Here is a 25,580-nt window from a genome sequence, read left to right on the forward strand (position 1 = left end):
TCACATTTTCGTCATTGGCGCTCGAAGGGATTGCATATTAACCGCAAAAGTCTTAAATTAGAACCATTATAATGTGCGCTCGGTCCACGGCGCCGATCATCGGCTTTTTAAAGTGGGAGTAACGTCACATGATCAAGCATGAGACAGCAAATACGCAAAAGCGTAACCGCGCCTTCGTCTCGGCTGCGATGTCCGTCCCGCTGTTGTCGCGCGAAAGAGAGTTTGAACTGGCTTATCGCTGGCGGCAGGAGGGGGACGAAAAAGCGCTGCATGAACTGGTTTCCGCCTATATGCGGCTTGTCGTTTCGATGGCGTCCAAATTCCGGAATTATGGCCTCTCCATGAGCGATCTGGTGCAGGAGGGGAACATCGGCCTCATGCAGGCCGCCTTCAAGTTCGAGCCGGAAAGGGAAATACGCTTTTCGACCTACGCAAGCTGGTGGATCAAATCGGCAATGCAGGACTATGTCCTGCGGAATTGGTCGATTGTCCGCTCGGGCACGAGCGCGTCTCAGAAATCACTGTTCTTCAATTTGCGCTGGTTGCGAGCAAAGATCCAGAACATGGACGATTCTGCCTTCTCGACCGATACCTTGATGGAAATCTCGAAAAAGCTGAAGATCGGCATCGCGGAGGTCGAAAAGATGGCGCATCGCCTCTCCACTCGGGATCAGTCGCTCAACGCGCCGATCGGGGAGGAAGGCGACGACAGTATCGAGGACTTTCTCCGGGATACGAACCCGACACCGGAAGAGAGCACGATGCGCACTATCGACGGCGCGGTGCGGTCGCACTGGCTGGAAACGGCGCTTCAGGAGCTGACGGAGCGTGAGCAGATTATCATTCGTGAAAGACGGCTTCAGGACGACAAGACAACGCTCGAGGTGCTCGGCGACCGTCTCGGCATCACCAAGGAACGGGTACGCCAGATCGAGCATAAGGCCTTCGAGAAGTTGAAAAGTTCAGTTGTCCGGATCAGCCGGGAGGCAAATCGCAATCCCGCCCTCGCGGCGGACAGGGATGGCCGGTCCTAGATAAGCGTCTTCTGGCGGTTCTCTGATTCCAGCGGTGTGTGCAAGTCCGCGTCATCATTGCGGACATTGCCGACGTGGCTGGATACCTTGAAAAAACTCATCCGGTCCGCGCCGACTGCTGTCAGCAGCTCTTCCCCCGCATTGCCCCTGAGCCACGCATCGAAATTCGCCGGGTCCAGAATAACAGGCATGCGCGGATGGATGAAGGAGATGCTCTCGCAGGCCGCCGTTGTCAGGATCGTACAGCTTTCGATTATCCGTCCTTCCGGCGCCTGCCAGCGTTCCCAGAGCCCTGCAAAGGCGAAAAGAGGCAGATCCCCAACGCCGATGAGCCAGGGCTGCTTTTTCCCATTATCGAGTTTTTGCCATTCGTAGAAGCCGTTGGCGGGGATAAGGCAGCGGCGGGATTTGAACGCGGATCGAAAGGCAGGCTTTTCCTTCACCGTTTCACTTCGCGCATTGATCATATTCGCGGCGAAATCCGGCGATTTCGCCCAGGAGGGGATAAGGCCCCATTGGGCGGCAAAATACTGCGGCTTTCGTTCTGTCTCATCCTCGGCAAGACGGACGGCGGCAATGTTGGTCGTTGGCGCAATATTGTATCGCTGGGCGAGATTGGGCCGCTCATCGAAGCCGAACAGCCGTTGCATCGCCTCCACCGGGCTGGTTAACGTGAAGCGTCCGCACATTGCGTCAAACCCCTTCCTGCATCATCCTTGCGCGTGAATGTGACCATGGCTACAAGATTCCACAATATCGGTCATAATTCCACGATTTCGGACTCCCGATCCTTGACCCGCTTTCGCGGCATATATACTTCCAGCAAAAGAAAGCAGACTATTGAAATCAATTGAACCTGCCAAGGACGAAGCTGAAACAAGCTATCTGACATGAAGGATGAAGAAGATGCGGGACGAAGTTAAGGCAACATGGTTTATAGCGGCAATGCTGATAACCTTTTTGGCGCTGTCGGCATTTATCGTCTAGGTATTACGCCTAGCCGAGATTGGCAAGGCCCGGGAAAGTTTCCAAGAACCAGTAGGCCAGGATCTGGAACTGGCCGGTAAAAATCAAAAAGCCGGTTGCGATCAGGATCAGGCCGGTACCAACCTCAACCAGTTTGAAATAGCGGCGAAACCGCCGCATGAACGACAGAAACCTGTTCATGGCAAAAGCCGCCAGGATAAAGGGGATGCCAAGGGCCAGGGAATAAACCCCGAGCAGGCTGACCCCGTATCCGAGCGAGCTGTCGCTTGCCGCTATGGCGAGGATGGTGCCGAGGATCGGTCCGATGCAGGGCGTCCAGCCGAACCCGAAGGCAAGGCCGATCAGATAAGGGCCAAACCAGTTCTGCGGCTTGTCGATTGTGTTGAACCGCGCTTCCCGATAGAGAAAGGGAATGCGGACCAGCCCGGTCATATGAATGCCGAAGATCACGATGACGGCGCCGGCGATCTTCGAGAGCAATTCAAGATGTTCGATGATGAGCCGGTTGACATAGGACGCCGAGGCACCGAGCAGCACGAATACTGTCGAGAAGCCGAGCACGAAAATAAAGGAGGTTGCGACGACCCGCCAGTTTATGCCTCGTGCCGCGCCATCCTCGCCCGCTTCGGTAAGCTCTTCGAGGCTGGTTCCCGCGACAAGGCAGAGGTAGGCCGGGACCAGCGGCAGGACGCAGGGACTCAGGAAGCTGACCAGCCCGCCGCCCGCCGCCGCCAAATAGGATATTTCCGCACCCGCCATAGATAACACCTCACGCCTTCTGGGTTTGCCAGAGTTACCCCGTTTGATCCTCGCGATCCAGTCACAAGATTGTAAATTGCGCTGGAATTTCCCCGCAGGATCAGGTTAGCTATGGTCAAGTCCCGGATAAAAAGAACATAATATGACTGACAGATTTGCCACTGCGACCATTTGTAACAGCCTGAACGGTCCGGATGGTGTCCATCTCGAGCGTCAGGCGCTGCCGCCCCTCGCGGCCGGACAATTGCGCATAAAATTGAAGGCCGCCGCGCTTAATTTTCCCGATCTTCTGATGACCTATGGCAAATATCAGTTCAAGCCGGAGCTCCCCTTCACACTCGGTATGGAAGCCGCGGGCGTAGTTGAGGAAACACTGGATCCCGCCGCACCATTCAAGGTCGGGGATCCCGTACTTTACAAGAGCAAATCAGGCGCGTTTGCGGATTATGCAACGGTGACGGCCGCGCAGCTCGCGCCGATGCCGAAACATCTGAGTTTCGAGGAGGCGGCGGCCTTCTCAGTGACCTTTCTGACGGCGCATGTCTCGCTGATCGATCGAGGGCGTTTGCAGGCGGGGGAATATCTTCTGGTTCTTGGTGCCGGCGGCGGCGTCGGCCAGGCGACGGTGGCGCTTGGCAAGGCCGTCGGCGCGCGGGTAATTGCCGCGGCAAGTTCGGATGCCAAGCTGGATATCGCCAGATCGAGCGGTGCGGATCATCTAATCAACTATCGCCGGGGCAATTTCGCTGGGCAGGTCCTGGAAATTACGGAAGGAAAGGGCGCGGACGTTATTGTCGATCCGGTTGGCGGCGCTTTTTTTGAGCAAAGCCTCGATTGTATCGCCTGGAACGGCCGCCTTCTCGTCGTCGGCTTCGCCGGTGGTGCCTTCGGCCTTCTCAAGGCCGATAAACCGCTCGAAAAGGGTTGCTCCGTCATCGGTGTCCGGGCCGGGGAATTCGGGCGCCGCGATCCTGTCGCCGGGCAACGTGCGGCGGCGTCCCTTCGGCGAATCGCCGAGGAAAAGGACATCAAGCCGATTATCGGCAAAAGCTGGTCACTCTCGCAGATCGGCGATGCCTTACGGGCAATGGAACGGCGGGAGGTTACCGGCAAGCATGTCGTGCGGATCGACGATTAGCGGAAAAAGCCCGGTAATATAAGAAAGGTGTCAGAGCGGAAGGGGGGGAGCATCGGAATGCTGCCCCGCAACTTCATTGGCCGTCAGGCGACTTCCGCAAGTTTGGCTGTATCTTCGGCAAAAATGCCTTCCAACAGCCGGAGAACGTCGACGACATTGTCGTCCTGAAGCGAATAATAGATTGTCTGAGCTTCCCGGCGGGTCTTGACGACGTCTTCCTTGCGAAGGCGGGCAAGATGCTGCGACAGCGCGGATTGACTCAATCCAACAATCTTTTCAAGTTCACCGACCGACCGTTCCGAATCGACGAGATTGCAGAGAATGAGAAGCCGGTGCTTGTTCGAGATTGCCTTGAGAAAACGGCTCGCATTTTGTGCGTTCTTCTGGAGCGTTGCTATATTCATCAATAAAACCATACACTTTGTGTTAAAATCGAAAATTCCTATTAGCTGATATATCAATTGGACCAATTGATGCAAGCAAAACAATCTAAAACAACAAAAAAATTCTGTGAAACTCCAATTAATAGGCAGTTCGCTCAAAATTTAGGCAGCCAATGCACAGATTTTGTTAGCTTTTTTGGTTTCGCGCGGATCCAAAATCGGTTCCTTTTCTGAACATCCCTCTCACAGATTCTGCCGCGTCAATATGCCCGGTTCACAAAATCTTGTATATTACGTTATTCTCTGGTAGGAAAACGACGCCCGCCACATCGGGTCATTTCCAACGTCGCGCCACCGCATTTTTTGGGGTGAAGACAGAAAGGTGAGTTAAGGGCTTATACCTCATTTGGGGGATAAGCCGGGGAATTGACAGTCTTGCCAGCTGCGTCAGCAGCGGATGTTTGTTAAATTCCTGATTTTAAAGAATTTATTAGTCCTCCGCTCGTTTATGCGGACGTCCTTTAGTAAGTTTCTATTAACCATTAGTCGCGATCAATAGTTAACAGAAGGTAAAATAAAACACCGCCTGTCCCGTATAAGGGGGATGAGGGCGGAACGAATGGCTTGGTAAAATCGTTGATACAGTAGGAAGTGATTCCTCTATGCAGCCTTACGATTTACATAATGATGGAAAAGTGACGATGCAGAGCCCGCGGAACACAAAAATTTCGACAATGAATTTACGCTCTCATGAACTTGGCTTGTTCCTGGGGGCCATCAGTATTCTGGCGGTCATGGCCATCAGCTTTGCTCTTCTGTTCCAGATCGGCGCATCGGCGAAACCGATGGACCAGATCGCTTACTCCGGGGCGGTCAAGTACGCCAATCAAGCCCGGCTGGACAAGAAATTCGCGGAACTTGCGACGCTTCCCTCCAGTTTTGGCGCGCTCCCCAATCTTGATATGCCGAACGGGGAAAATCTCGATACGTCGCTTGAATCCGTCGATCTATTTGGCCGGACATTCACTCGTCAGGAAATGTGCATTGCCCAGGCCGTCTATTTCGAGGCGCGGAGCGAGCCGCTCGTCGGTCAGGTAGCGATTGCCGAAGTGATCCTCAACCGCATCGTTGATCCGCGTTACCCCGACAATGCCTGTGATGTTGTGTTCCAGAATCAGCACCGGCGCCATAAATGCCAGTTTTCCTTTGCCTGCGACGGCCTTTCGGATCGTCCGAAGAATACCACTGCCTGGGAGAAATCCCTGAAAGTCGTGGCGCTGGTCATGAAGGGCGAGCGGAGCGGTGTCGCCAAGCGGGCAACCCATTATCACGCATCCTATGTTTCCCCACGTTGGAGCGCGCATCTTAACAAGCTCGGCCAGGTCGGAAGCCATATCTTCTATCGCGAGGAAACGATCTAGCGGGTCCGTTTAGGCAGGGCGGCGCTTCTTGAAGTAGGCATGCCCCGTATGTACCATCAGGGTTGAAATGACGATGGCGCCGCCGAGGACCGTTTCGTTGTCCGGCACTTCATTGAGGACTAGCCAGACCCAAAAGGGGCCCAAAACGCTTTCCATTAACATCAGCAGGCTGACTTCCGGGGCAGAGATATAGCGCGGTCCGACCGTGATGAGCCCGAAGGCGAGAGGTAGAACGAGAAGCCCGAGAACGCCGAGATAGGCAAAGCCGAGACCAGTGACCGCAAGGGGGGCGCTGAACGGCAGGGCCAGGAGCGCCGTCAGCAGCCCGGCGATCCCGAGGGACGGCACCATATCGATAGTCCGTGCATGGCGAACAGTTGTCACCTGAGCCGCAATCATGAAGGCGCACAGAATCGCGTAGAAATCTCCCTGACGGCTGCCGCCACCGAGACTACCCATAAAGATCAAGCTGATCCCGCCGATACAGACAATTATGGCCATCCAGGTGGCGACCGGAATCGGTTCTTTCAGCACAAGCCAGGAAAAGACCGCCGCAAACAGCGGGGCCGTCGCGATAATCACCAGGGCATTCGCAACTGTGGTATGGGTGATGGCGAGAACGAAGAAACAGGTGCTCAACGAAAAGAAAGCGGCGGCAATCAGCCCGCGCCGCCCCATGACCCTGATGAGATTTACCGCGCCGAGTCCGCGGCGAAGAAAGTAAAATCCGAAAATGGCAAGGCCGAAGAACAGTCCGCGCCAGAACAGGATCGTGGCGCTATCGGCGGCGACCAGACGAACCAGCAGTCCGTCAGGGGAGAGCATGATAACACCGGCGGCGGTTATCAGAATGCCGCGAAGATGGGGGGATATTTTTATCATGTCCGACATCCCGGCGATCAGGCGATTTTCTGGGCGATAAGGCTGTCCGCCGTGTCCACAATGGACTGCGCCATGGGGAGGGGTTGCCAGCCGAAATCCCCGCGAACGCGCGACGTGTCGAATTTCGTTGCCGGACCCAGCCGGCTGACGACAACTTTATAGGTCGGGTTGATCAGTGCAAGTGCCCGCACCATCCAGTCCGGTACGGCGCGCTGCGGTATCCTATACCCCCGCGGCGCGAGGTGATCCTGCAATTGCTGGGCAAGGTCCCGAAAAGACATGGACTCGGCGACGCAGATATAACGGTTTCCCGGTGCGGCGCTATGGGTGAGCGCGGTGACATGCGCCGAGGCGACGTCGCGGACGTCGACAAAGCTGAAACCGATATCCGGGATGCCGGGAACCTTTCGCGCCATCAGGCGGCGAACGATCTCGTGAGAAGCGCTGGTATCCCGATCGATGACGGGGCCCAGAACAAAACCCGGATTGATCACGGCGAATTCAGGCCTCCCGCTTGCCGGCAGCCCGTCGATATAGTCCCATGCGGCGCGTTCGGCGATGGTTTTGCTTTTTTGATAGGCGCCGATATCCTTCGTGACATCGCTCCAGTGGGATTCGTCCAGCGTGGCCGATTTGTCCTGCCCGCCGGATATCGCCGCGATGGAGGAGGTCATGACGACGCGTCGGACACCGGCCGCGACCGCCGCGCGAAGAGCGCGGAGCGCGCCGTCCCTTGCCGGGACGATCAGCTCGTTTTCGTCATCAGGCGCCTCGGCAGGCAGGGGAGAGGCCATATGCAATAGAAAATCGGCGCCGTCCATGGCCTCCTGCCAGCCGTCATCCTCAGTCAGGTCGGCGCGCACGAAACTGAGATTGCCGACGTCGCAATATCTGGATAGACCGGTCGCCAGCCTTTCAACCCGGCCGGGGTCACGCACTGTTCCGCGCACGGCGTATCCCTGCTCCAGGAGCTGCCGTATGGTGTGGAGCGCGATGAATCCCGATGCGCCGGTGACCGTAACCAATGCCGTTTCACTCATTCAATTTCCTCCACTCACTCCGCGTAGCATAGGGAAGTTCTTCCGATCCTACTTAAAAAAAATTCCATGTCGATTTTCGGCTATTATTTTTGTAGGTAATGAGCAGACTGACGGTCCCGCACATGGGCAGGAGAAGGGAATGGAACGCAACGCATTTGATTGGCGGAAAATTGAAGAGGACCTGGACCGGGATGGCCATGCCCGGCTGGAAAATCTCCTTGGTGATGCCGAATGCCGGTCGGTGATCGGCGGATTTGCAAAAGAGTCCCTTTACCGGCGTCATATCGTCATGCAGCAGCACGGCTATGGTCAGGGAGAGTATAAATATTTTGCCTATCCCCTGCCTGATCTCGTTGCCGGATTGCGGGAGGAGTTCTACGGACCTCTCGCGAAAATTGCAAATCGCTGGGCGGAGCAGTTGTCGCTTGCCAACCGGTATCCTGAAACGCTCGCGGACTACACCGCGTTGTGCCATGACGCGGGACAGCTGAAACCCACACCGCTTATCCTGAAATATGAGCCGGGTGATTATAACCGGCTTCATCAGGACCTGTATGGCGAGCATCTTTTTCCCCTGCAGATGGTCATTTTGCTGAGCGAACCGGGTGCCGATTTTGATGGCGGGGAGTTTATCCTGACGGAACAGCGGGCGCGGCAGCAGTCGCGCGCCCGGGTGCTGCCCCTGAAGAAAGGCGATGCCGTCATCTTTCCGGTCAATCTGCGGCCACTCAAAGGAAAGAACGGATATGTGCGGGCGACCATGCGACATGGCGTCAGCGATCTGAGGCGGGGTCTCCGTTTTACTCTCGGCGTCATATTCCATGATGCTAAATAACCGTCGTCGATGGCTGCAATTTAAGGCTTCCCCGCGGGTCCGATTTGTTTTGACAAGCGAAACTTTTTAATTACTGTTCCCTGAGCGGCATGCGATTGAGACACGCCGCGAGTTCTGTGGTTGTTTGGGGAGGCGCCAGGGACGTTGCATGGCGGAAAGACCTAAAAGGTTTGGATTTCTCCTGACCGATCAGTCAAGCATGATTTGTTTCAGCAGCGCCATTGAACCCTTGCGCTCGGCTAACCGTATGAGCGGCCGCCATCTCTATGATTGGAACATTCTTTCGCCGAATGGCCAAAGCGTGCAGACCAGTAACGGTATCAGCATCCTGCCGGACATGGCGCTGGCCGACGCGACGTCGCTGGACATCCTGTTCGTTTGCGGCGGGATCGGCACGGACAAGATCAGGGACGAGCATCTTTTCGCCGAGCTTCGTCGCATCGTTCAGCATGGCACGGGCATCGGCGCGCTCAGTACCGGAAGTTTCATTCTGGCGGCGGCGGGGCTTCTGGACGGTTATCGCTGCACCATCCACTGGGAGGGGGCGATCAGCCTCAAGGAAAGCTATCCGGAACTGATCTTCACCGGCAGCATCTTCGAAATTGATCGAAACCGGTTCACCTGCGCCGGCGGCACCTCGGCGATAGATCTGCTGCTTTACATGATCAGCGCGGAGCATGGCGACAAGCTCGCCTATGATATCTCGCTTCAGTTCATGCATGACCGTATCCGCAGCCATAGCGACAAACAGCAGGTTGTCAGAAAATTGCAGCTGGCGGCAAAATCCCAGAAGCTTCTGACGATTGTCGAAATTATGGAACAGAATATTGAAGAACCTCTCTCGCCGGACGAACTGGCCTCGCAGGTCGGAATTTCCATCCGTCAGGTCGAACGGCTGTTTCGCCAGCATACGGGACGGTCGCCGGCAAAATATTATATGGAAATGCGGCTGGAACATGCTCGCCTCCTGCTCTTGCAGACCAGTATGTCGATTACGGAAATCTACATCGCCTCAGGCTTTTCCACCCATTCGCATTTCGCCAAAAGCTACCGTGAATACTATGGCCTCAGCCCAAGCCGGGAACGCAAACCGGTTTACCGCATGGCGCATTGAGGGCGCTGCTTTTCGGAACAAATATCTAAATCGGTTGTTTTACCCCCGAAGGGCGGTTAGAAAGCAGGAAGCGCGCGAGATGCCGCCGGTGCCCGCAAGGGCCGCGTTGTCATTTTATTGAGGTTAGTTATGCCGTCAGATAAAACCGATCCGATTCTCCAGTTCCAAGAGGAAGTCGCCGAGACGATCAGATCCTATCAGGGGGAAGCCGAATGGCGGCAGCTGTCCCATGATTGGCTGACCCAGGCGCTGGCGAAGCGGTACGTCTATAACTTTGCTTCGCTGGGCCGCCCGATCATCCAGCTTCCGACGGATATCGTCGCCTTTCAGGAGATTGTCTGGAACGTGAAGCCGGATTTGATTATTGAGACAGGCATTGCGCATGGCGGCTCTCTGATCCAGAGCGCGGCGATGCTGGCGCTCCTCGATTATTGCGACGCGGTGGAGGCGGGTACGATGCTCGATCCGGCATCGCCGAAGCGCCGGGTTCTCGGGATCGATATCGATATCCGCGCCCATAACCGCGATGCCATCCGGGCGCATCCCATGGCGGGTCGGATCGACATGATCGAAGGGTCATCTATCGATCCGGAAATTGTTGCGGAGGTGACAGCGGCGGCGGCGAATTACTCGCGCGTCCTGGTCAGCCTCGACAGCAATCACACCCATGATCACGTGCTCGGTGAACTGGAGGCCTATGCGCCGCTCACCAGCAAGGGAAGCTACTGCCTCGTGTTCGATACCATCGTCGAGGATATGCCGGAGGATTTCTATCCGGACCGGCCCTGGCATCCGGGGAACAGCCCGAAAAGCGCGGTGTTCGAGTATCTGAAGAAGCTTGAAAGCGGCACCGTCCTTGCCGCCGACGGCGCACCGCTCCATTTCGAGAATGACCAGATGCTGCAGGACAAGCTGATGTTTTCCGTCACGCCTGACGGCTTCCTGAAGCGGGTTTAGATCGCGCATGCGGCTATCGGTGACTATCTCATGAAGATCAGCATTGTTGTCCCGACACGAAACCGGGCGGAGTTCCTGAAATACTGCCTTGAGACTTGCCTCGCGCCCTCCGATCCGGAGATTGAGGTTGTCGTCAGTGACAACAACAGTATGGACGATACCCGATCCGTCGTGGCCGCCTTCACGGACCCGCGGCTTGTCTATGTCCATCCGGGACGCGATCTCAGCATGCGGCAGAATTTCGAATTCGCGCTGTCCCACGCGACGGGCGACTATGTCATTTTTATCGGCGATGACGATGGCGTGGTGCCGAACGGGATCGCGACGCTCCGGTACCTGATCGACAAATTTCACCCCGATATCATTACCTGGCGGCATATCACCTATATCTGGCCGCATCAGGAGCCGGTACCGACGGACGGCATCCTGAAATTCCGCTATCGCGATTTCTGCGGGCCGCTGTTCAAGTTGAACCCGAAACAGATTTTCCAGGATTTCTGCGATGCCCGGCTGATTAACTACCGGGACGGAGCAAATATCTACCACGGGTGCGTCGCCCGGCCTGTCATCGACCGGATCAAGGCGAAGGGGGGCGAGTATTTCCAGGGCCAGATCCCCGATGTGAATACCGCCCTCTCCAATCTGATCGAGGCGGACTCCATGCTGTGGGTCCGCAATCCGGTGACTATCGCCGGCGCCGGTGAAAAGAGCAATGGCTCCGCGATGAACGCGCCGACGAAATCAACGGAAAAGCAGGCGAAAATTGCGGAAAACTTCACTGAGCTGGCAGAGGCGGACAAAATCGCGCCTGAGATTGATCTGCGCATTCGCTCCATCCCTGCCTATGTTTATGCCAATCTGATGCGGCTCAATACGGATCATTTGGACGGCGCCTACAAGATCGATCATGCCCGCTGGCGGGAGGTGATCATCGACGACATGCGCAAATTCCCGAAGCAGAACCGATGCTGGGACGTTCTGGAGGATTTTTTTGTGGCGATGGACCCCGGCTATCAAAGAACTGGCCTTTCCGATCCACCTGGCCAGACGGAGGACGAGGAGACTGCCGCGCCGTCAGCCGCAAAAAAACGCAAGTCGCTGCTGCGACAAGAGGATCTGGTGAATGTCGCGACGGTGGTCGGCTGGCTTCAGGCGGTGACGGGCAAGCCTTATTTTCCATCCGAGAATAAAGGTCTCGCCTTCCTGATGCAGCTGTTAAAATCGATCGAAATGCGATCGAACGTGAAATCAATTGAGAGTTCGAGAAACTAACGAGGACGCGTGCTCCTCCGAATGCTAGGTGAGGCTGTCATGAGAAGAAATAACCGACCATTGAACGCGACCTATCTGGCGATGGATGGTTTGTTGAGCCGAATCCTTCCGCAGCAGAAACCGCATATCCTGATTGCCTGTATGCCGAAGTCCGCCTCGACCTTCCTTGCCAGCGCCATTTCCGAACTGCCGGGCTTCCGCCGTTGCCGGCTGACACCGGACTGGGGCGCACGGGAGCAGGAGTTGAGCGCAATTCGACTTTCGCGCTACAACCACAGCCGGTATGTTTCCCAGCACCATCTCCGGTGCAGCGAGTGGACGCGCCAGCTCATCGCACAATATAATCTGACGCCCGTGGTCCTTGTGCGCAATCTCGCCGACAGCGTCATCAGCATACGGGACCATATCCGCCGAGCGCCTGGTGCGGGGCCGGCTGCCTATTTCGATGAAAGCCATCTCGCCATGCCGGACAGCGAGTTTGAGGATGCTATCGTCCGGCTAAACATCCCCTGGTATCTCAATTTCTACGCCGGCTGGAGGGCGGTCGGCGATGTCCCTATTTATGATTTTGATGAGTATACGGCGGAACCAGTCCGGATTATAAGCGAGATTCTCACGGGGGCGTCCGTCAATATGCCGGATGAGAAAATCGCGGACGCCCTGGAGCGGGTAAGCAAGTCCAAGACGCGGTTTAACGTCGGGCAATCCGGACGGGGCCGCCAGCTTTCCGACAATGCCAAGGCGTCGCTTACTCGCCTGCTGGAGTTTTACCCGAACTTACAGGACGACCCGCTGTTCGTGAAAACCCGCGAAACGATCTCCGACGCCTGAGTTTCGCGGGCGGGATCCTATTTCTCAAGATAGCTTTTCAGCCCGTCGGAGAGGGACATTGGTTTTTTATCCCAAATACCTATCAAGCGGCTGTTTTCACCCTGAAGGGTGCTGGTTGCTTTTGCTTGCCTCACTCTCTCATCAAGCGCGGGGATCAGAGTATCCTTGTCCAGTAAACGCGCGCATTCCAGCGCGATTTCATGGGGTAGGTGAGCCACGCCGGAGCAGATATTGACCGTGCCCACCGGCTCCGAGGCGGCGAGGCATTCAAGCGCCGCCGCGACATCCCCGACATGGATCATATCGACGGCGCGGTCCGGGGCCTGGATGGCGGGCAGGCGGCCCGCAGAAATTTCCCGGAAGATATAGGAGATCAGCTTGCTCTCGTCCTCATCCGGGCCATAGGGGAAGAAAATCCGCGCCCAGACGAGGGAAATATCCTTCGCGATAACCCCGGCAAGAGCCATGAAGGCAAGTTTGGAGGCGGAATAATAGGTCGTCGCGTTGAGCGGCGAGGTGCCCTCATCGAGCGGGCTGTTTTCCCATTTATACTCGGCGCAACTTCCGGCCAGCACCGCCTTCTCTCCGCCATGGCGAACGAAGGCGTCGAGAAGAAACGCGCTCGATGAAACCCAGCGGAAATTTTCCGTTGAATGCCAGAACTTGCCGGGCGTTGCCTCCCATGCGAGGTGGATCAGATGACTGGGGCGCCGGGTTTTGAGGAGGCCGTCCACCGCCGCCGGATCATGCAGATCAAGCGCGACATGCTCATGATGCTGCGAGATCGCCAGGGTTGCGTTGCGCGAGATCGATAGCACCTGCCAGCCTTCCGCCAGCAGTCGGCGAATCACATGCCGGCCGATAAAGCCGGTCGCGCCGGTGACCAGGCAGCATTTCATTGGATCGCGTCCTCAAGCGAGCCGAGGCCCGCGTCCCGCGCGGAAATCACCTTGGGCTCGCCGGGCCAGTCGATGCCGATCACGGGATCATCCCAGCGAAAGCCGCGGTCATGACCGGGCGTATAGGCGGGGCTCATCTGGTAGAAAACCTCGCTGTCATCCTCCAGCGTGAGGAACCCGTGGGCGCATCCCGCGGGGATAAAGAGGGCGCGGCCATTTTTGCGGCTAAGCTCGACGCCGATCCAGTTCCTGAAAGACGGGGAGTGCGGGCGGATATCCACGGCGACGTCGAATATTTTCCCGGCGCTGCATCGCACGAGTTTCGTTTCCTCATGGGGCGCAGCATGAAAATGCATTCCGCGCAATGTATAGGCGGAATTATTGGCGGAGATATTGCTTTGAACGGGCAGGAAATCGATGCCGTGATCGGCGAATTCCCGGGTGCAGAAACTCCGGGCGAAATGGCCACGCTCATCCTCGATCACCTCGGGCTCGATGAGGAAAACCCCTGCGATTTCCGTTTCCGTGAAAATCATGACAGGACCTCAAGCTCCGGGATGGGAATGACGAACCGACCGCCCCAATCCCGGATGGCCGCCATGTCGGTGGAGATTTCTTCCGCCAGGTTCCACGGCAGGATCAGGACATAATCGGGCTTTTCGGTCCAGATCTTGTCTGGCGCGAAAACGGGAATATGGCTTCCCGGGAGAAGGGTTCCCTGCTTTTCCGGATTGCGGTCCACGACAAACTCGATGAGTTCCGGCCCGACGCCGCAATAGTTGAGCAGCGTGTTCCCCTTGGCGGCCGCGCCATAGCCCGCGACCGTTTTCCCCCCGGCTTTCGCATTCTGCAGGAAGGCGAGAAGATCATCGCGCACCGTCTCGACCCTCGGCGTGAAGTTCCCATAGGCGGCAAGCGTATCAAGGCCCGCCGCGCTCTCTTTCTCGCGAACGGCGCTCAATCCGGCGGTCTCCGCATATTTCTGCGCCTCCTTATGGCAGGCGTAGACGCGCAGCGAGCCGCCATGGGTCGGTAGTTCCTCAACATCGAAGACTTTCAACCCATGGGCGCCGAGAATTTTTTCGACGGTCAGGAGCGAGAGATAGGAGTAATGCTCATGATAGATGGTGTCGAACTGCACCTTCTCGATCAGATTGAGAAGATGCGGAAATTCAATCGTAAAGACGCCTGTTTCCGAGAGGAGGATGGGGATGCCCCCGATAAAATCGTTAATGTCCGGCACATGCGCCATGACATTGTTGGCGGCCATCAGGTCCGCCTGGAGCCCGTTTTTTGCGAGTCGGTTTGCAGTTTCAATGCCAAAGAATGCCACCTCGGTTTTTACACCCACCGCGTCGGCCGCCTTGGCGACGTTTGCCGCGGGTTCGATACCGAGGACCGGGATGCCCTTGTCCACAAAATGCTTGAGCAGGTAGCCGTCGTTGCTAGCGATCTCGATGACGAGGGAATTTTGACCAAGGCCGAGCTGTTGCGTCAGTTTCTCCGCATAACGCCGCGCATGTTCCACCCAACTGCTGGAGAAGGAGGAAAAATAGGCGTAGTCGGAGAAAATATCCTCCGCCGGGACAACATCCTCCACCTGCACCAGAAAGCAGTTCACGCAGACCCGGGCATGCAGCGGGTATGATTTTTCCGCCGCGATATCCCGCTCTTCGCGCAGATAGCTGTTGGCGAGTGGGGTCGCGCCCAGATCGACGAACGTCCGGGTCAGTTCCTGGTGACAGAAACGGCAGGTGAGGGGAGTCGTCATAAGGGGGCCTCGTATTCGTCAATCTGCGAGAGGGTAAAGGCATATATATCGGCCGTCTCGCCGAAGGCTTTATACCAGTCGACCGTTTTTGCCAGCGTTTCCGTGGGCGTCCATCTCGAGCGCCAGCCGAACGTCTCGTTCGCCAGCGAGGCATCGAGCGCGAGATGCGATTTTTCAGGCGGCTGCGCGTCGTTCACCAGCGCCCAGTCGCCATCGATCCCGAAGGCCTTCTGAACGGCGCGGGCAATCTCGCCGACCGTCACCACCTCGCCGCCCTGCGGTCCGAAGTTGAGCGCTTTGGGAAGCGCGTTGCCGCCACTACTGGCCAGTGCCTGCAAATAGACGAGATAGCCGGAAACGGATTCAAGCACATGCTGCCAGGGGCGGGTCGCGCCGGGATAGCGAAGGGTGACGCTCTTCCCGGTCTGCGCCGCGCGCCAGATATCGGGGATCAGCCGGTCTTCGGAAAAATCGCCGCCGCCGATGACATTGCCGGCGCGTCCCGTCGCCACGGGAATGGCTTTCTCGTTAAAAAAACTCTTCGCATAGGACGCCACGGCGATTTCCGAGACCGCCTTGGAGGAGGAGTAAGGGTCGTCACCGCCGAGCGGGTCGCTTTCCGTGAAGGCGCGGCCATCGTCGCTGTTCTGGTAGACCTTGTCGCTGGTGATGATCAGCGCCGCCTTGAGATCCGTCAGGTCCCGCAGGGCTTCCAGCAGGTTGACCGTGCCCATGACGTTGGTCTCGTAGGTATAGACCGGCTCGCGGTAGGACCGCCGCACCAGCGCCTGTGCCGCCATATGCAGCACGATCTCGGGGTTACTTTCCCTTACCGCGACCGACAGCTTGTCCGCATCGCGGATATCGATGAAATGGGACGTGAGGGGCAGGTGACCCTGGATGCTGTTATACAGGGAATGATCGCCGTCGGCGGGGAGAGAAATACCGGTGACCTCCGCGCCCATTTTGGCGAGCCACGCCGCCGCCCAGGCGCCCTTGAAGCCCGTATGGCCGGTCAAGAGGACCCGGCGTCCCTTCCAGAATTCCGGATGCACTTTGGCGGACGTCATGTCATCTTCTCCGCGGTCAATCCCAGACCCGCCAGGGGGCCTTGCCGTTGTTCCAGAGATTTTCCAGATGATTTTTCTCGCGCAGGGTATCCATCGGCTGCCAGAACCCTGTGTGGCGATAGGCGGATAACTGCCCGTCGGCGGCGAGGCTGGTGAGCGGATCGTTCTCCCAGGGCATATCATCGCCGGAAATGCGCGACAGGACTGACGGTTCCAGCACGAAAAATCCGCCATTGATCAGCCCGTTGTCGCCCGCCGGTTTCTCGACAAATTCCTTGACCGCGCCGTTTTCGATGACGGTTGCGCCGAACCGGCCCGGCGGCGCCACCGCCGTCAGGGTGGCTTCGCGTCCTTCGGCTTTATGAAAGGCGATCAGCTTGGCGATATCCACATCGGCGACGCCGTCGCCATAGGTCATGCAGAAGGTTTCATTCGGATCGAGATAGCCCGCGACGCGTTTCAAGCGGCCGCCGGTCATGGTTGCCTCGCCGGTTTCCACCAGCGTGACGCGCCAGGGTTCCGCCTTCGCCTTGTGATAGGTGATGTCGTTGCTTTCAAGATCGAAGGTGACATCGGAACGATGCAGGAAATAGTTGGCGAAATATTCCTTGATGACATAGCTGCGGTAGCCCAGGCAGATGATAAAATCATGAATGCCGTAGTGGGAATAAATCTTCATGATATGCCACAGGATCGGGTATTCGCCGATTTCGATCATGGGCTTTGGTTTGAGATGGGATTCCTCTGAAATGCGGGTGCCAAGTCCGCCGGCCAAGATAACTGCTTTCAACGATATCCCCTTATTCCTTCCGCGATTGCCCTAGTTTAAGCAAGCGGCGCCGAATTGGTAAGTCTTATTTCAACATCGGTCGTGGGTGTCAAGGTTGCGCAGCCGCGAGTTTTCGGATGAATTTATGGAAACTTGCCCTATGCTTGCCAACCAAGTGATGCGGAAAATAGATTCGTTTTCGGATTGGATATGCTCCGCATAATTCAAGGTGAAATAACCAAAAATCACTTGCGTCGGGCGGGGGAGGATGTAGGTTACCCCGCATTTAATAGCGTCGATTGATAATTTTCAGTTATTGCAACGCGGGAAAATCGAAGAACCTGGTATGGACGAGAAGCCAATCCAAATTCCAACGGAGTTTAAGCGTCGTGAGGACGGATACAGCTGGGCGCTGGTCATTTCAAATGCCGTCGTAGTGGCGGCAAGCGGCATAATCGCATGGCACGTAGATACGTGGTGGGCCTATGTAATTGCCTTTGTTCTTGTAGGTGCGCGAGGCCAGGCTTGCTATATCCTTCAGCATGAGGCCATGCATAATTTGCTGTTTGAAAAGGTGAAGATGAACGAACGCGTTGGCGTTGTTTTATCGGCGTTTCTGGGCACCCAATTTTACCTCGGCCGCAAAATACACTGGAATCACCATACTAAAGTGGGAGCGGATAGCGACCCGAACCAACTTTTTCACGATGTGACGGAGCGCCCCCCCGGCTGGAAGATCAGTGCCTTTTTTATTGCCAATTTACTCGGGAGTCGTCTGGTCGCGCTGGTTCAGAGCCTGATTCTGGTTTTCACTGGTTTTTTTCGCAAAAATGAGCAGAAAAAAAGGAGGAATGCCCCGCCGCGTCTCATTTCCGCTAAGAAATCCCGCGTTGATCTGGTTGCACTTTTCGCGGTTCAGCTATTGATGTTCATTTGCATAAGCTTGCTTAGTTCTCCCTTTGTCTATGTGTTATTATATGTTCTCCCCCTATCGACTCTAACTTCGTTTTTCGAGCTGATGAGATCCTTTTCGGAGCATGTTTTGCCGGGGCAGGCTACCTGTGAAGCGGAGGAGAAACGCCGCTTCTATATGGTGGCGGGGCCGGTTGAGAGATTTTTTATCAGCCAGTTTGATTTTCACTATCATCATGTTCATCATCTATATCCCAATGTCGTGACCTTTAAGGTGAAGGCTTTGCATGAATGGCTTCTTGAAAATGACCCGAATTACACGTCAAAATTTAAGGAGCGCCCCGGATATGTGGGGACGGCGTGGCGTTATATTTGGAACAAGCCGTTTGGCGGATGCGGAGCTGGCTTTCCCCTATAGGCGAGACACAATTGTAAGACAATTTTAACAGGAGCTGCCATGTTTGTGAAAATAGATCCCCCGGGCACATTTTGCACCTATGAGGCGTTGCGTGACGCCCTCAAGATAACCGGCGGGGAAACCTTTCTGGAAATTGGGTGTGGCGGCGGATCGATCTCCAAGTTTCTGTGTGATCTGGGTTTGAAAGGCGTCGGTGTCGACTTTTCGAAGTCGGCGATAGAAATAGCGGAAAAGACATTGGAGTCTGAAATTGCGTCGGGGCAATACAAGTTGGTGCATGGTGACGTATTTGATCTGTCGGAAGATTTCACCAAGGTGGATATTGCCTTGAGCTACATGGTGATGGAGCATGTCGAAGACGAAACAGGTTTTATTCAGAAGATTGCCAAATATGTCCGCCCTGGCGGGAGTATAATCCTGGCTGTTCCCGGGCGGAAGGATCGCTGGTCTGTGGAGGATGAAACCGTCGGACATTTGCGCCGCTATGACCGGGGTGATTTACAGGTTGTCATGGATAAATCGGGACTGACCCAAGTGGAAGTCTGGTCAGTTGCCGTTCCGGTTGCAAACATTCTTTTCCATATCGGTGCCTGGCTGGTGTCACGCAGCACGGAGATGGAGAAAGTTGGACAGAGCCAGCGTGAGCAAACTGAAACCAGTGGAATTCGAGAAATTCCATGGAAGACGGTTTTCCCGTCATGGGTGCGTCTAATTTTGAACAGGATCACCTTATGGCCGCTGTTTGTCATCCAGAGGTGCTTTTACAGAACAAAGCTGGGCGTTACGATGATGGGAATTGGACGTGTGAACGGCTAGAGATAACGTTTTAGTTTAAGTGAGCGTGCCCGGAAAAATTCAGATGATAACGAATGCGTCTCAAGATAGAGGCGAAAAAAGAAAAACTAATGGATCCCGAATTTAACGGTCTGGAAGCGCTCGAAGATAGAATCCGGCAGGAACTTGGTTTTCTGAACTATCCGCCGACCAATTGGGTCAAGCCGGTTGCGGGGCCGGACGGGGAGCCGGCACTGGACGTCGCGATTATCGGCGGGGGTATGTGCGGCATGGCGGTGGCCTTCGGCCTCAAGCGCGAAGGGATCCGGAAATTCCGGATATTCGATGCCGCGGACAAAGGGTTCGAAGGGCCCTGGATGACGACCGCGCGAATGAAGACGCTGCGCTCGCCCAAGCATCTGACCGGGCCGCATATGGGCCTTCCAAATCTCACCTTTCAGGCTTGGTACCGCGCGCAATGGGGGGACGAAGGCTGGCAAGCCCTTGGCTATATCCCGCGCGAGGTCTGGATGGACTACTTGCGCTGGTATCGGCATATCCTCTCGATCCGCACAGAGAACAACGTGAGGCTTCAGAAAATAACGCCACAAGACGGCCTTTTGCGGCTGCACCTGACCGGACCGGAGGGCGGATTTGAGGTGATGAGCCGCCGTCTTGTGCTGGCGACCGGGCGCGCGGCGTTCGGCGGTACGCGCCTTCCCGGTGTTTTTCGAGATGTGCCGACGAAATTCATCGCCCATACGGAAGACGAAATTGATTTCGCGGCCCTCAAGGGCAAGCGCCTGCTTGTCGTTGGCGGGGCGGCCTCGGCGGTGGATAGCGCGGCCGCGGCTCTGGAAGCAGGCGCGAAGGAGGTGCATCTGCTGATGCGGGCCAGGGAGATCCCGCGGCTCAATAAATTCAAAAACACCGTGTATCCAGGGTATTTTCGGGGTTTTTCCTCGCTTGACGATGAAACGCGCTGGCGTTTCCTGCATCATGGGCTCAGCAGTCGCGTCGCGGCGCCGCGCCTTTCCATGCTGCGCCTGAAGGAGTTCGATAACTTTCATATTCATACCGGCGTGGAGGTGACGTCGGCTCGCGAGCGGGACAACAGGATTTGCCTTGGGACTCGCGACAGGACCTTTGACGGAGATTTTGTCATCCTCGGGACCGGCTATGCGATCGACGTTCGCGAACAGCCGGAACTCGCGCCCTTTTCAGAGGATATTTTGCTCTGGCAGGATTGCTTTACGCCGCCTGCCGAGATTGCGAATGCGGAGCTGGGGCGCTTTCCCTATTTAGGCCCGGGCTTCGAGCTGCTGGAAAAAAACAAGGGAAAAGCCTCCTTCCTAAATCGGATACATCTGTTCAACGCCGCGACGACATTGAGCCATGCCGCGGTCAGCAGCGACATTCCGGGCGTGAATATCGGTGCGGAACGGCTGGTTAACACACTGGCCGTGCAGTTCTTCACGGAAGGCAAGGACCAGCATCTTCAGGACTTCTACGACTATGACGAGCCGGAACTGCTGGGCGATGAATGGCGGGATGAGGAACTGTCCTAGAATGGTAGGAAGACGGGCGGAATAAAGCGGACGGCGCCCGCGCCTCGCTTGCCGTTTTCCGAAACATCGCCAATGGCCGCACCGCCATGGGAAAAGCGGATCTGGGCGGAATGAAAATAGATATTCTCCAGGCTGGAAGACGAATTGATGAAGAAATGCGCGCCATCGCTCCAGCCGATGAAGCGCAGCGGATCGATGGCCCGGGATTTTTCGGCGGATCTGTAGACTTCTGGCTTGCCGAAGGTGCGCAGAACGAGCGTCCCCGGACCTTCCGCGACTGAGAAAAACATCCGGCCGAATGACATTGCGGTCAAACTGAGGGAAATATGGGTTTGAAGGCGGATCGTCTCGCTGAAGGCGGCGAGGTTGCCTTGCGAAAAATAGACCCGTTCGCCGTCCTTGAGGTTCCACTCGAGAAATTGCCGGCCCTGTGATGTCTGGATCGAGATTGTATCGCTGCGGTCCAGATTCGGATCGACCTTGACCATTTTATAGGTGCCGGAAAACAGCCGCCGCAGAATGGCCTTATGTGGCTGCGGCCAGGCAATCCCTTGCGAGGAGCCGGAGGGGCTCAGGGCCGGCTTGATATAGAATTGACCATATTCCCCGGGTTTAATGACATACTCGGGATCGAAGCCGCTCCGGATATCGGGTTCCGGCATGGTGTCAGAGGGCCGACCGGCGGGCAGCGGTTCGATCGGCAGAGCATTGCCCGTTTCACTCTTGAAGGCGACGCGGGCGAAAATATAGGCGAAACTCTTGATCGCCGCGATGATGAGGATCAGGTTCGCGAGCAGATTGAGGCTCCTGACGGTCCAGAAAACATCGGCAATCGTATTACGGACGCTGCGCTTCGTTGCGTCCAGCGTCGCGCTCAGATAGAGCTCAATCTCGCGAAGGCGCTTTTCGGCTTCGGCACCGGAAAGGCGGGCAAAATCGGACGTCATCGCATGGAGTTTGTCGAGTTGCCGATTTCTCGTGAAATCATAGGCATCGACAAGGGCGATTTTGATTTTCCGCGTCACATGACAGTCGACCTGATGAATTTTACAATCCGGAGCTTTCAGGCTCGGCACCTCCTGCACCAGTATCCGGCCTTCCGGATAGACGGCCCTGAACTCCCTATCGACAAAGGCGGGTATTTGTTTCTTCGAGGTTTTGGCAAGCCTCCGGAAATCCGCCAACATCACGTCCAGCTGTTGTTCCTGCCGGAGAAACGCCCTGTCAACCGCATGGTAGATATCGCGCTCAAGGTTTGACTCCTCGCCCCGTTGCACGAGGGTTTCCGTGGTTGGCTCATCGCATTCGAACAATCCAGCCCCTTTCTCGGTGCACTCAATTCCATAGACAGCGTCCTGCGCCCTGGAATCGATTTCCGAGGAAAGCCATAGGCCGATGACGATGCAGATGCCTATGGGGATCCAGCGAAGCACGGTGAAGGTCAAATAAGTAGTGAGCATTTTCCGGTTGAATTGGCGGACAAGCGGTATGTTCTGAATAATGGCGAGCGCCAGCAAGCGCAGGAAGATGGCGGTCACGAAAAAAAGAACAAGAGGATAAGTCGCGAAGAGAAGCGAGAAAAGCGCCTGTGAAAAGGAGACTCCCGACGCCATTTTTGCAAGAGGGTTAAAGGCGGCGATAACCAGAATGAGACAGGCGATTGCGAATTCAGCGCTTCTTAAATGATGGCCAAATGCGAAAAAGGCGAGGGCGAGAAGCGACGAGGCGCTGATGATGAGGGTCCATGCGCGGATATTCTCGTTGGGTTCGGACGCAAGGCTTCGGCTCACCTTTGTGTTGAGAAGGTCAAGATTTGTCATGAACGCGGCCAGGCGCGCATTCCGGGTTTTCTGAAGCGCCTTAATCCTTTTCTGGATTGCCGCTATTTTCGCTTCATTCTTTTTCTTGTTATCTCTGGCATGATCCAATAGCTCCTCAAGTTTCCTAACTGCCTTTTTCGCCATCCCACCGAGCTGTTTCATTTTCTCGATGGAGGTTTGCGTGCTGGCAACGAACTGGTTGATCTTTTCGACGTCCTCGCGGGCGTCTTCAAGCTGTCTGTATAGATCATCGAGACGCCGCGCGGACTGCCAGTAGCTATTGGCGTTTGTCTTCACCACCGCCAGCGCATTGCGCACGTTCGTGTATTTCTCGTTGGCTTCGGCGGCTCCCACATCATATTCAGGCAGGATTTCCTTCAGCGTCGCCTCAATGCTTCCGGCGGTCTGGCCGGACTTTGGCTCGAAATAATCCGGCGTGATCTGATCTTTCGGATAGACGCTGAGTTCGCTCGGCGGGTTCACGTAAAGCAAGAGGAGAGGGACCAGGGCAATGACAAAAATAACCTTTTTCCGCAGGAGACAGAGAAGCAGGCCAAGCGCGAAAAGGACCAGATAGACCCAGGTGAAGGGCGGCGTCAAATAATCCGGCGCGATGCTGCTGCCGCCGAAACAGCCGACGGCGGGAAGGTCGAACAGGGCGGAGATATCGGAAAAATTCAGGCACCAATGGGTGGGCGGCAGGGTTGTTGAAACGGCTGCGGGAACCGTGCCCGTCAAGACGATCAACCACAACAGCCGCTGAAATACTCCGTTAAACCGCGAAAACATTTACCCTTTGCCTATCCCATTCGGCGCACTCATTACCATTGCCGACAATCGAACAACGCGCGGAGCGGCAAACATAAATCGCCAACCCGCAACGTGACCTTACCATACCCGGCAGGGTTTTCCCTGTAAAATCCGGGGGCAGCGAAGGGGGCAAATGCGCGGAAATCCAGAAAAGCGTGAGAGCTCGTTAGGCGCATCTTCAGCCCTTACCGTGCAGAGCGATGAGTTGGATTAGGCGCGGGCGTCGGAACAGTTCATTAGATCGCCAAATTACGAACTCATACGACTTCGGAGGACTAAAATGTGAAAAATCGGAATTTTCAAGGCACAGTTGTTCGCATCTGGTTTTTTGAATCTGTTTTTGGTGCCTTGTTCAAAGATAATATTACCTTTAGCGACCACACAGAAGAAGAGCGGGGCAAGGGACTCTACGAATTCGTCAGCGAAAAGGCACTTGTGCAGTACCTTCGGCAGGAAAATCTGCTTGCTGATAATTTCGAAATAGCGGGTTAGAATCAGATAAGCCCTCGGAAACTTTGTGTTTCCAAGGGCTTATGTGGTGCCGCCACCAGGAATCGAACCCGGGACCTGATGATTACAAATCAACTGCTCTACCAGCTGAGCTATAGCGGCGCGAGGTTGCGCGCAAAATAGTCAGCTTGTCCCGCTTCCACAAGCAAAAAATGCAAGATTTTTGGACCGGTGGCCGGGAACCGTCTTTCGCGGCATATCAGGATATGCGGGACGCCCGGGCCAGCTCGTAAAAGGCGATGGCGGCGGCGTTGGAAACGTTGAGGCTTTCAATCCTGTCGCTTATCGGCAGCCGGGCGAGCAGATCACATTTCTCGGCCGTCAGATGACGGAGACCCTTGCCTTCGGAGCCGAGAACGATGGCGACCTTTTCAAGGCCCGCCGCCGCCTGGTCCAGATCCTGCCCGGCATGGCCGTCAAGGCCGATTCGCCAGAACCCCCGGTCGGCCAGTTGGTCCAGCGCGCGCGACAGATTTCCGACCCGGATCATCGGCACGCTTTCCACGGCACCCGATGCGGCCTTGGCGAGAACGCCGGTAATCGGTGGCGAATGACGGTCCGGCACAATCAGCGCCTGAATGTTGAACGCCGCGGCGGAGCGCAATATCGCCCCGACATTCTGCGGATCCGTTACCTGATCGAGAAGCGCGACGATGAAGGGCCCGGCGGTCTGGCGGTCCGGCAGGTCCTCGATGGCCGGTTCGGCAAGCGGAGCGGGCAGGAGGGCGATGCCCTGATGGATGGCATTTTCAGGGAGCAGGGCGGCAATCGCCTCTTTTTCAAAAAACTCGGGCGCAATCGTCTCCTCGATGCGTCCCTTCGTCTCGGGATCGAGCCCCTCGAACTTCGATCTCGTCACGACCAGCCGGCGGAGTTTCCGCTTTGGATTGGCAAGCGCCGCAAGAACCGCATGATCGCCGTATAGCCAGTACTCCTCGGTGCCGGACGCCTTGCCGCCGCGGGCGGCGCGATGTCCGACTTTTCCGGCCTGAGCCGATGGTTTCTGCGGACGGCGATTTGCTTGCTTGCTTCTTGACATGGCGTTGCTTATATTGCGCTTCGTATCTTGCAACAAGTCAGCATTTCTAAGTGAACCGAAAAAAATTGAACAAATCGATCAGATTTGCTCTTTTTCGGTTGACTTTGTTCGGGAATTTTCGATAGTGCCGGTCACCTTCGGCGCAAGCCGGGGACCTGATGCATGTGCGGAGGGATGCCTGAGTGGTTAAAAGGGACGGACTGTAAATCCGTTGGCTCTGCCTACGTTGGTTCAAATCCAACTCCCTCCACCATTTGCATGCAGATATATATAAGATGTCATGGAGCTGGCATCGGGCAATGTGATACAGGGCGGGTGTAGCTCAATGGTAGAGCAGCAGCCTTCCAAGCTGAATACGAGGGTTCGATTCCCTTCACCCGCTCCAAGCGCCGGTCGGCGCTCTATAAATAGGCCGGGAAATTATCGATGCCGGGAAACTGAACTTCCGGTGTTTTACACTGAGTATTTATTGCTTCGGGACGACGGAAATGGCCAAAGAGAAATTTGATCGTAGTAAACCGCATGTAAACATTGGAACGATTGGTCATGTTGACCATGGGAAGACGA

At 56.0% G+C, this 25,580-nt stretch carries 25 protein-coding genes and 3 tRNA genes; 15 read left to right on the plus strand and 13 right to left on the minus strand.

The genetic code is table 11. The features are described 5' to 3' along the window. The first annotated feature begins 128 nt into the window (after nt 1-128). A complete protein-coding gene (locus GQF03_RS06850; RefSeq protein WP_161338464.1) occupies nt 129-1,034 on the plus strand; it encodes an RNA polymerase factor sigma-32 in 906 nt (301 codons plus the stop codon). Here GQF03_RS06850 and GQF03_RS06855 read toward each other — a convergent pair. Both GQF03_RS06855 and GQF03_RS06860 read right to left on the minus strand, forming a co-directional pair. After that, on the minus strand, nt 1,031-1,723 hold the full coding sequence (locus tag GQF03_RS06855; protein ID WP_161338465.1) for an SOS response-associated peptidase: 693 nt from the start codon (nt 1,721-1,723) through the stop codon (nt 1,031-1,033). The genes GQF03_RS06850 and GQF03_RS06855 overlap by 4 nt on opposite strands. A gap of 307 nt (nt 1,724-2,030) precedes the next feature. Further along, nucleotides 2,031-2,780, minus strand: coding sequence for a cytochrome c biogenesis CcdA family protein (locus GQF03_RS06860; RefSeq protein ID WP_161338466.1), 750 nt, complete (start codon nt 2,778-2,780; stop codon nt 2,031-2,033). Between the two features lie 142 nt (nt 2,781-2,922). On the opposite strand from GQF03_RS06860, the gene GQF03_RS06865 reads away from it, so the two are divergent. Next, nucleotides 2,923-3,918, plus strand: a complete 996-nt coding sequence (locus GQF03_RS06865) for an NADPH:quinone oxidoreductase family protein (protein WP_161338467.1) — start codon at nt 2,923-2,925, stop codon at nt 3,916-3,918. An 83-nt stretch (nt 3,919-4,001) separates the two neighbouring features. Here GQF03_RS06865 and GQF03_RS06870 read toward each other — a convergent pair whose 3' ends face one another. Next, entirely contained in the window at nt 4,002-4,322 is a 321-nt protein-coding gene (locus GQF03_RS06870; RefSeq protein WP_161338468.1) for an ArsR/SmtB family transcription factor, read from the minus strand. Between the two features lie 713 nt (nt 4,323-5,035). On the opposite strand from GQF03_RS06870, the gene GQF03_RS06875 reads away from it, so the two are divergent. Continuing rightward, entirely contained in the window at nt 5,036-5,722 is a 687-nt protein-coding gene (locus tag GQF03_RS06875; protein ID WP_161338469.1) for a cell wall hydrolase, read from the plus strand. A gap of 9 nt (nt 5,723-5,731) precedes the next feature. On the opposite strand, the gene GQF03_RS06880 is transcribed toward GQF03_RS06875, so the two are convergent. Together GQF03_RS06880 and GQF03_RS06885 are read right to left on the minus strand one after the other, a co-directional pair. Continuing rightward, the gene (locus tag GQF03_RS06880) at nt 5,732-6,604 is read right to left on the minus strand and encodes a DMT family transporter (protein WP_161338470.1); all 873 of its coding nucleotides are present in this window, start codon (nt 6,602-6,604) and stop codon (nt 5,732-5,734) included. Nucleotides 6,605-6,621: 17 nt separating this feature from the next. After that, nucleotides 6,622-7,644, minus strand: coding sequence for an NAD-dependent epimerase/dehydratase family protein (locus GQF03_RS06885; protein WP_161338471.1), 1,023 nt, complete (start codon nt 7,642-7,644; stop codon nt 6,622-6,624). Nucleotides 7,645-7,783: 139 nt separating this feature from the next. Between GQF03_RS06885 and GQF03_RS06890 the strand changes: the two genes are divergently transcribed. The 5 genes from GQF03_RS06890 to GQF03_RS06910 all read left to right on the plus strand — a co-directional run bounded on the left by GQF03_RS06890 (nt 7,784) and on the right by GQF03_RS06910 (nt 12,653). Beyond that, the gene (locus GQF03_RS06890) at nt 7,784-8,479 is read left to right on the plus strand and encodes a 2OG-Fe(II) oxygenase (protein WP_161338472.1); all 696 of its coding nucleotides are present in this window, start codon (nt 7,784-7,786) and stop codon (nt 8,477-8,479) included. A gap of 148 nt (nt 8,480-8,627) precedes the next feature. Continuing rightward, entirely contained in the window at nt 8,628-9,593 is a 966-nt protein-coding gene (locus tag GQF03_RS06895; RefSeq protein WP_161338473.1) for a GlxA family transcriptional regulator, read from the plus strand. Between the two features lie 129 nt (nt 9,594-9,722). After that, nucleotides 9,723-10,550 carry a cephalosporin hydroxylase family protein gene (locus tag GQF03_RS06900; protein WP_161338474.1) on the plus strand — a complete coding sequence of 276 codons (828 nt, stop codon included), beginning with the start codon at nt 9,723-9,725 and terminating at the stop codon, nt 10,548-10,550. Nucleotides 10,551-10,580: 30 nt separating this feature from the next. Then, complete coding sequence (locus GQF03_RS06905; RefSeq protein ID WP_161338475.1) at nt 10,581-11,822, plus strand: glycosyltransferase family 2 protein; 1,242 nt, start codon at nt 10,581-10,583, stop codon at nt 11,820-11,822. 39 nt (nt 11,823-11,861) lie between these two features. Next, on the plus strand, nt 11,862-12,653 hold the full coding sequence (locus GQF03_RS06910; protein ID WP_161338476.1) for a hypothetical protein: 792 nt from the start codon (nt 11,862-11,864) through the stop codon (nt 12,651-12,653). A gap of 17 nt (nt 12,654-12,670) precedes the next feature. Here GQF03_RS06910 and GQF03_RS06915 read toward each other — a convergent pair whose 3' ends face one another. The 5 genes from GQF03_RS06915 to rfbF are packed head-to-tail and all read right to left on the minus strand — an operon-like array spanning nt 12,671 to nt 17,183. Further along, on the minus strand, nt 12,671-13,552 hold the full coding sequence (locus GQF03_RS06915) for an NAD-dependent epimerase/dehydratase family protein (RefSeq protein ID WP_161338477.1): 882 nt from the start codon (nt 13,550-13,552) through the stop codon (nt 12,671-12,673). Next, entirely contained in the window at nt 13,549-14,088 is a 540-nt protein-coding gene (rfbC, locus tag GQF03_RS06920) for a dTDP-4-dehydrorhamnose 3,5-epimerase (RefSeq protein WP_161338478.1), read from the minus strand. Before rfbC ends, GQF03_RS06915 begins: the two co-directional genes overlap by 4 nt. After that, nucleotides 14,085-15,323: a class I SAM-dependent methyltransferase gene (locus GQF03_RS06925; protein WP_161338479.1), complete on the minus strand. Its 1,239-nt coding sequence runs from the start codon at nt 15,321-15,323 to the stop codon at nt 14,085-14,087. The genes rfbC and GQF03_RS06925 overlap by 4 nt, the downstream gene beginning before the upstream one ends. Then, complete coding sequence (gene rfbG / locus GQF03_RS06930) at nt 15,320-16,393, minus strand: CDP-glucose 4,6-dehydratase (RefSeq protein ID WP_161338480.1); 1,074 nt, start codon at nt 16,391-16,393, stop codon at nt 15,320-15,322. Before rfbG ends, GQF03_RS06925 begins: the two co-directional genes overlap by 4 nt. Nucleotides 16,394-16,409: 16 nt before the next feature. Then, nucleotides 16,410-17,183, minus strand: a complete 774-nt coding sequence (rfbF, locus tag GQF03_RS06935; RefSeq protein WP_161338481.1) for a glucose-1-phosphate cytidylyltransferase — start codon at nt 17,181-17,183, stop codon at nt 16,410-16,412. A 325-nt stretch (nt 17,184-17,508) separates the two neighbouring features. Here rfbF and GQF03_RS06940 point away from each other — a divergent pair, with 325 nt between their 5' ends. From GQF03_RS06940 to GQF03_RS06950, 3 genes are all read left to right on the plus strand, one after another. Continuing rightward, the gene (locus GQF03_RS06940; RefSeq protein WP_161338482.1) at nt 17,509-18,492 is read left to right on the plus strand and encodes a fatty acid desaturase family protein; all 984 of its coding nucleotides are present in this window, start codon (nt 17,509-17,511) and stop codon (nt 18,490-18,492) included. A gap of 39 nt (nt 18,493-18,531) precedes the next feature. Next, nucleotides 18,532-19,308, plus strand: a complete 777-nt coding sequence (locus tag GQF03_RS06945; RefSeq protein ID WP_161338483.1) for a class I SAM-dependent methyltransferase — start codon at nt 18,532-18,534, stop codon at nt 19,306-19,308. 89 nt (nt 19,309-19,397) lie between these two features. Further along, entirely contained in the window at nt 19,398-20,834 is a 1,437-nt protein-coding gene (locus GQF03_RS06950; protein ID WP_161338484.1) for a flavin-containing monooxygenase, read from the plus strand. On the opposite strand, the gene GQF03_RS06955 is transcribed toward GQF03_RS06950, so the two are convergent. Further along, on the minus strand, nt 20,831-23,443 hold the full coding sequence (locus GQF03_RS06955) for an AIM24 family protein (protein ID WP_161338485.1): 2,613 nt from the start codon (nt 23,441-23,443) through the stop codon (nt 20,831-20,833). The two genes, GQF03_RS06950 and GQF03_RS06955, sit on opposite strands and share 4 nt — an antisense overlap. Nucleotides 23,444-23,746: 303 nt before the next feature. On the opposite strand from GQF03_RS06955, the gene GQF03_RS06960 reads away from it, so the two are divergent. Then, nucleotides 23,747-23,956 (plus strand): DUF2145 domain-containing protein, encoded by a 210-nt coding sequence (locus tag GQF03_RS06960; RefSeq protein ID WP_161338486.1) that lies wholly within the window; start codon nt 23,747-23,749, stop codon nt 23,954-23,956. 44 nt (nt 23,957-24,000) lie between these two features. On the opposite strand, the gene GQF03_RS06965 is transcribed toward GQF03_RS06960, so the two are convergent. Both GQF03_RS06965 and rlmB read right to left on the minus strand, forming a co-directional pair. Continuing rightward, a tRNA-Thr gene (locus GQF03_RS06965) sits at nt 24,001-24,076 on the minus strand. A 97-nt stretch (nt 24,077-24,173) separates the two neighbouring features. Further along, the gene (gene rlmB, locus GQF03_RS06970) at nt 24,174-25,013 is read right to left on the minus strand and encodes a 23S rRNA (guanosine(2251)-2'-O)-methyltransferase RlmB (RefSeq protein WP_161338487.1); all 840 of its coding nucleotides are present in this window, start codon (nt 25,011-25,013) and stop codon (nt 24,174-24,176) included. Between the two features lie 168 nt (nt 25,014-25,181). Here rlmB and GQF03_RS06975 point away from each other — a divergent pair. The 3 genes from GQF03_RS06975 to GQF03_RS18850 all read left to right on the plus strand — a co-directional run. Next, nucleotides 25,182-25,266, plus strand: a tRNA-Tyr gene (locus GQF03_RS06975). 58 nt (nt 25,267-25,324) lie between these two features. After that, a tRNA-Gly gene (locus tag GQF03_RS06980) sits at nt 25,325-25,398 on the plus strand. Between the two features lie 103 nt (nt 25,399-25,501). Continuing rightward, nucleotides 25,502-25,580, plus strand: a 79-nt coding sequence (locus GQF03_RS18850) for a hypothetical protein (protein ID WP_241691216.1), incomplete at its 3' end; no start/stop codon positions are given.

Origin of the sequence: Sneathiella chungangensis, from assembly GCF_009882935.1 — a bacterium.
GTDB classification, from domain to species: domain Bacteria; phylum Pseudomonadota; class Alphaproteobacteria; order Sneathiellales; family Sneathiellaceae; genus Sneathiella; species Sneathiella chungangensis.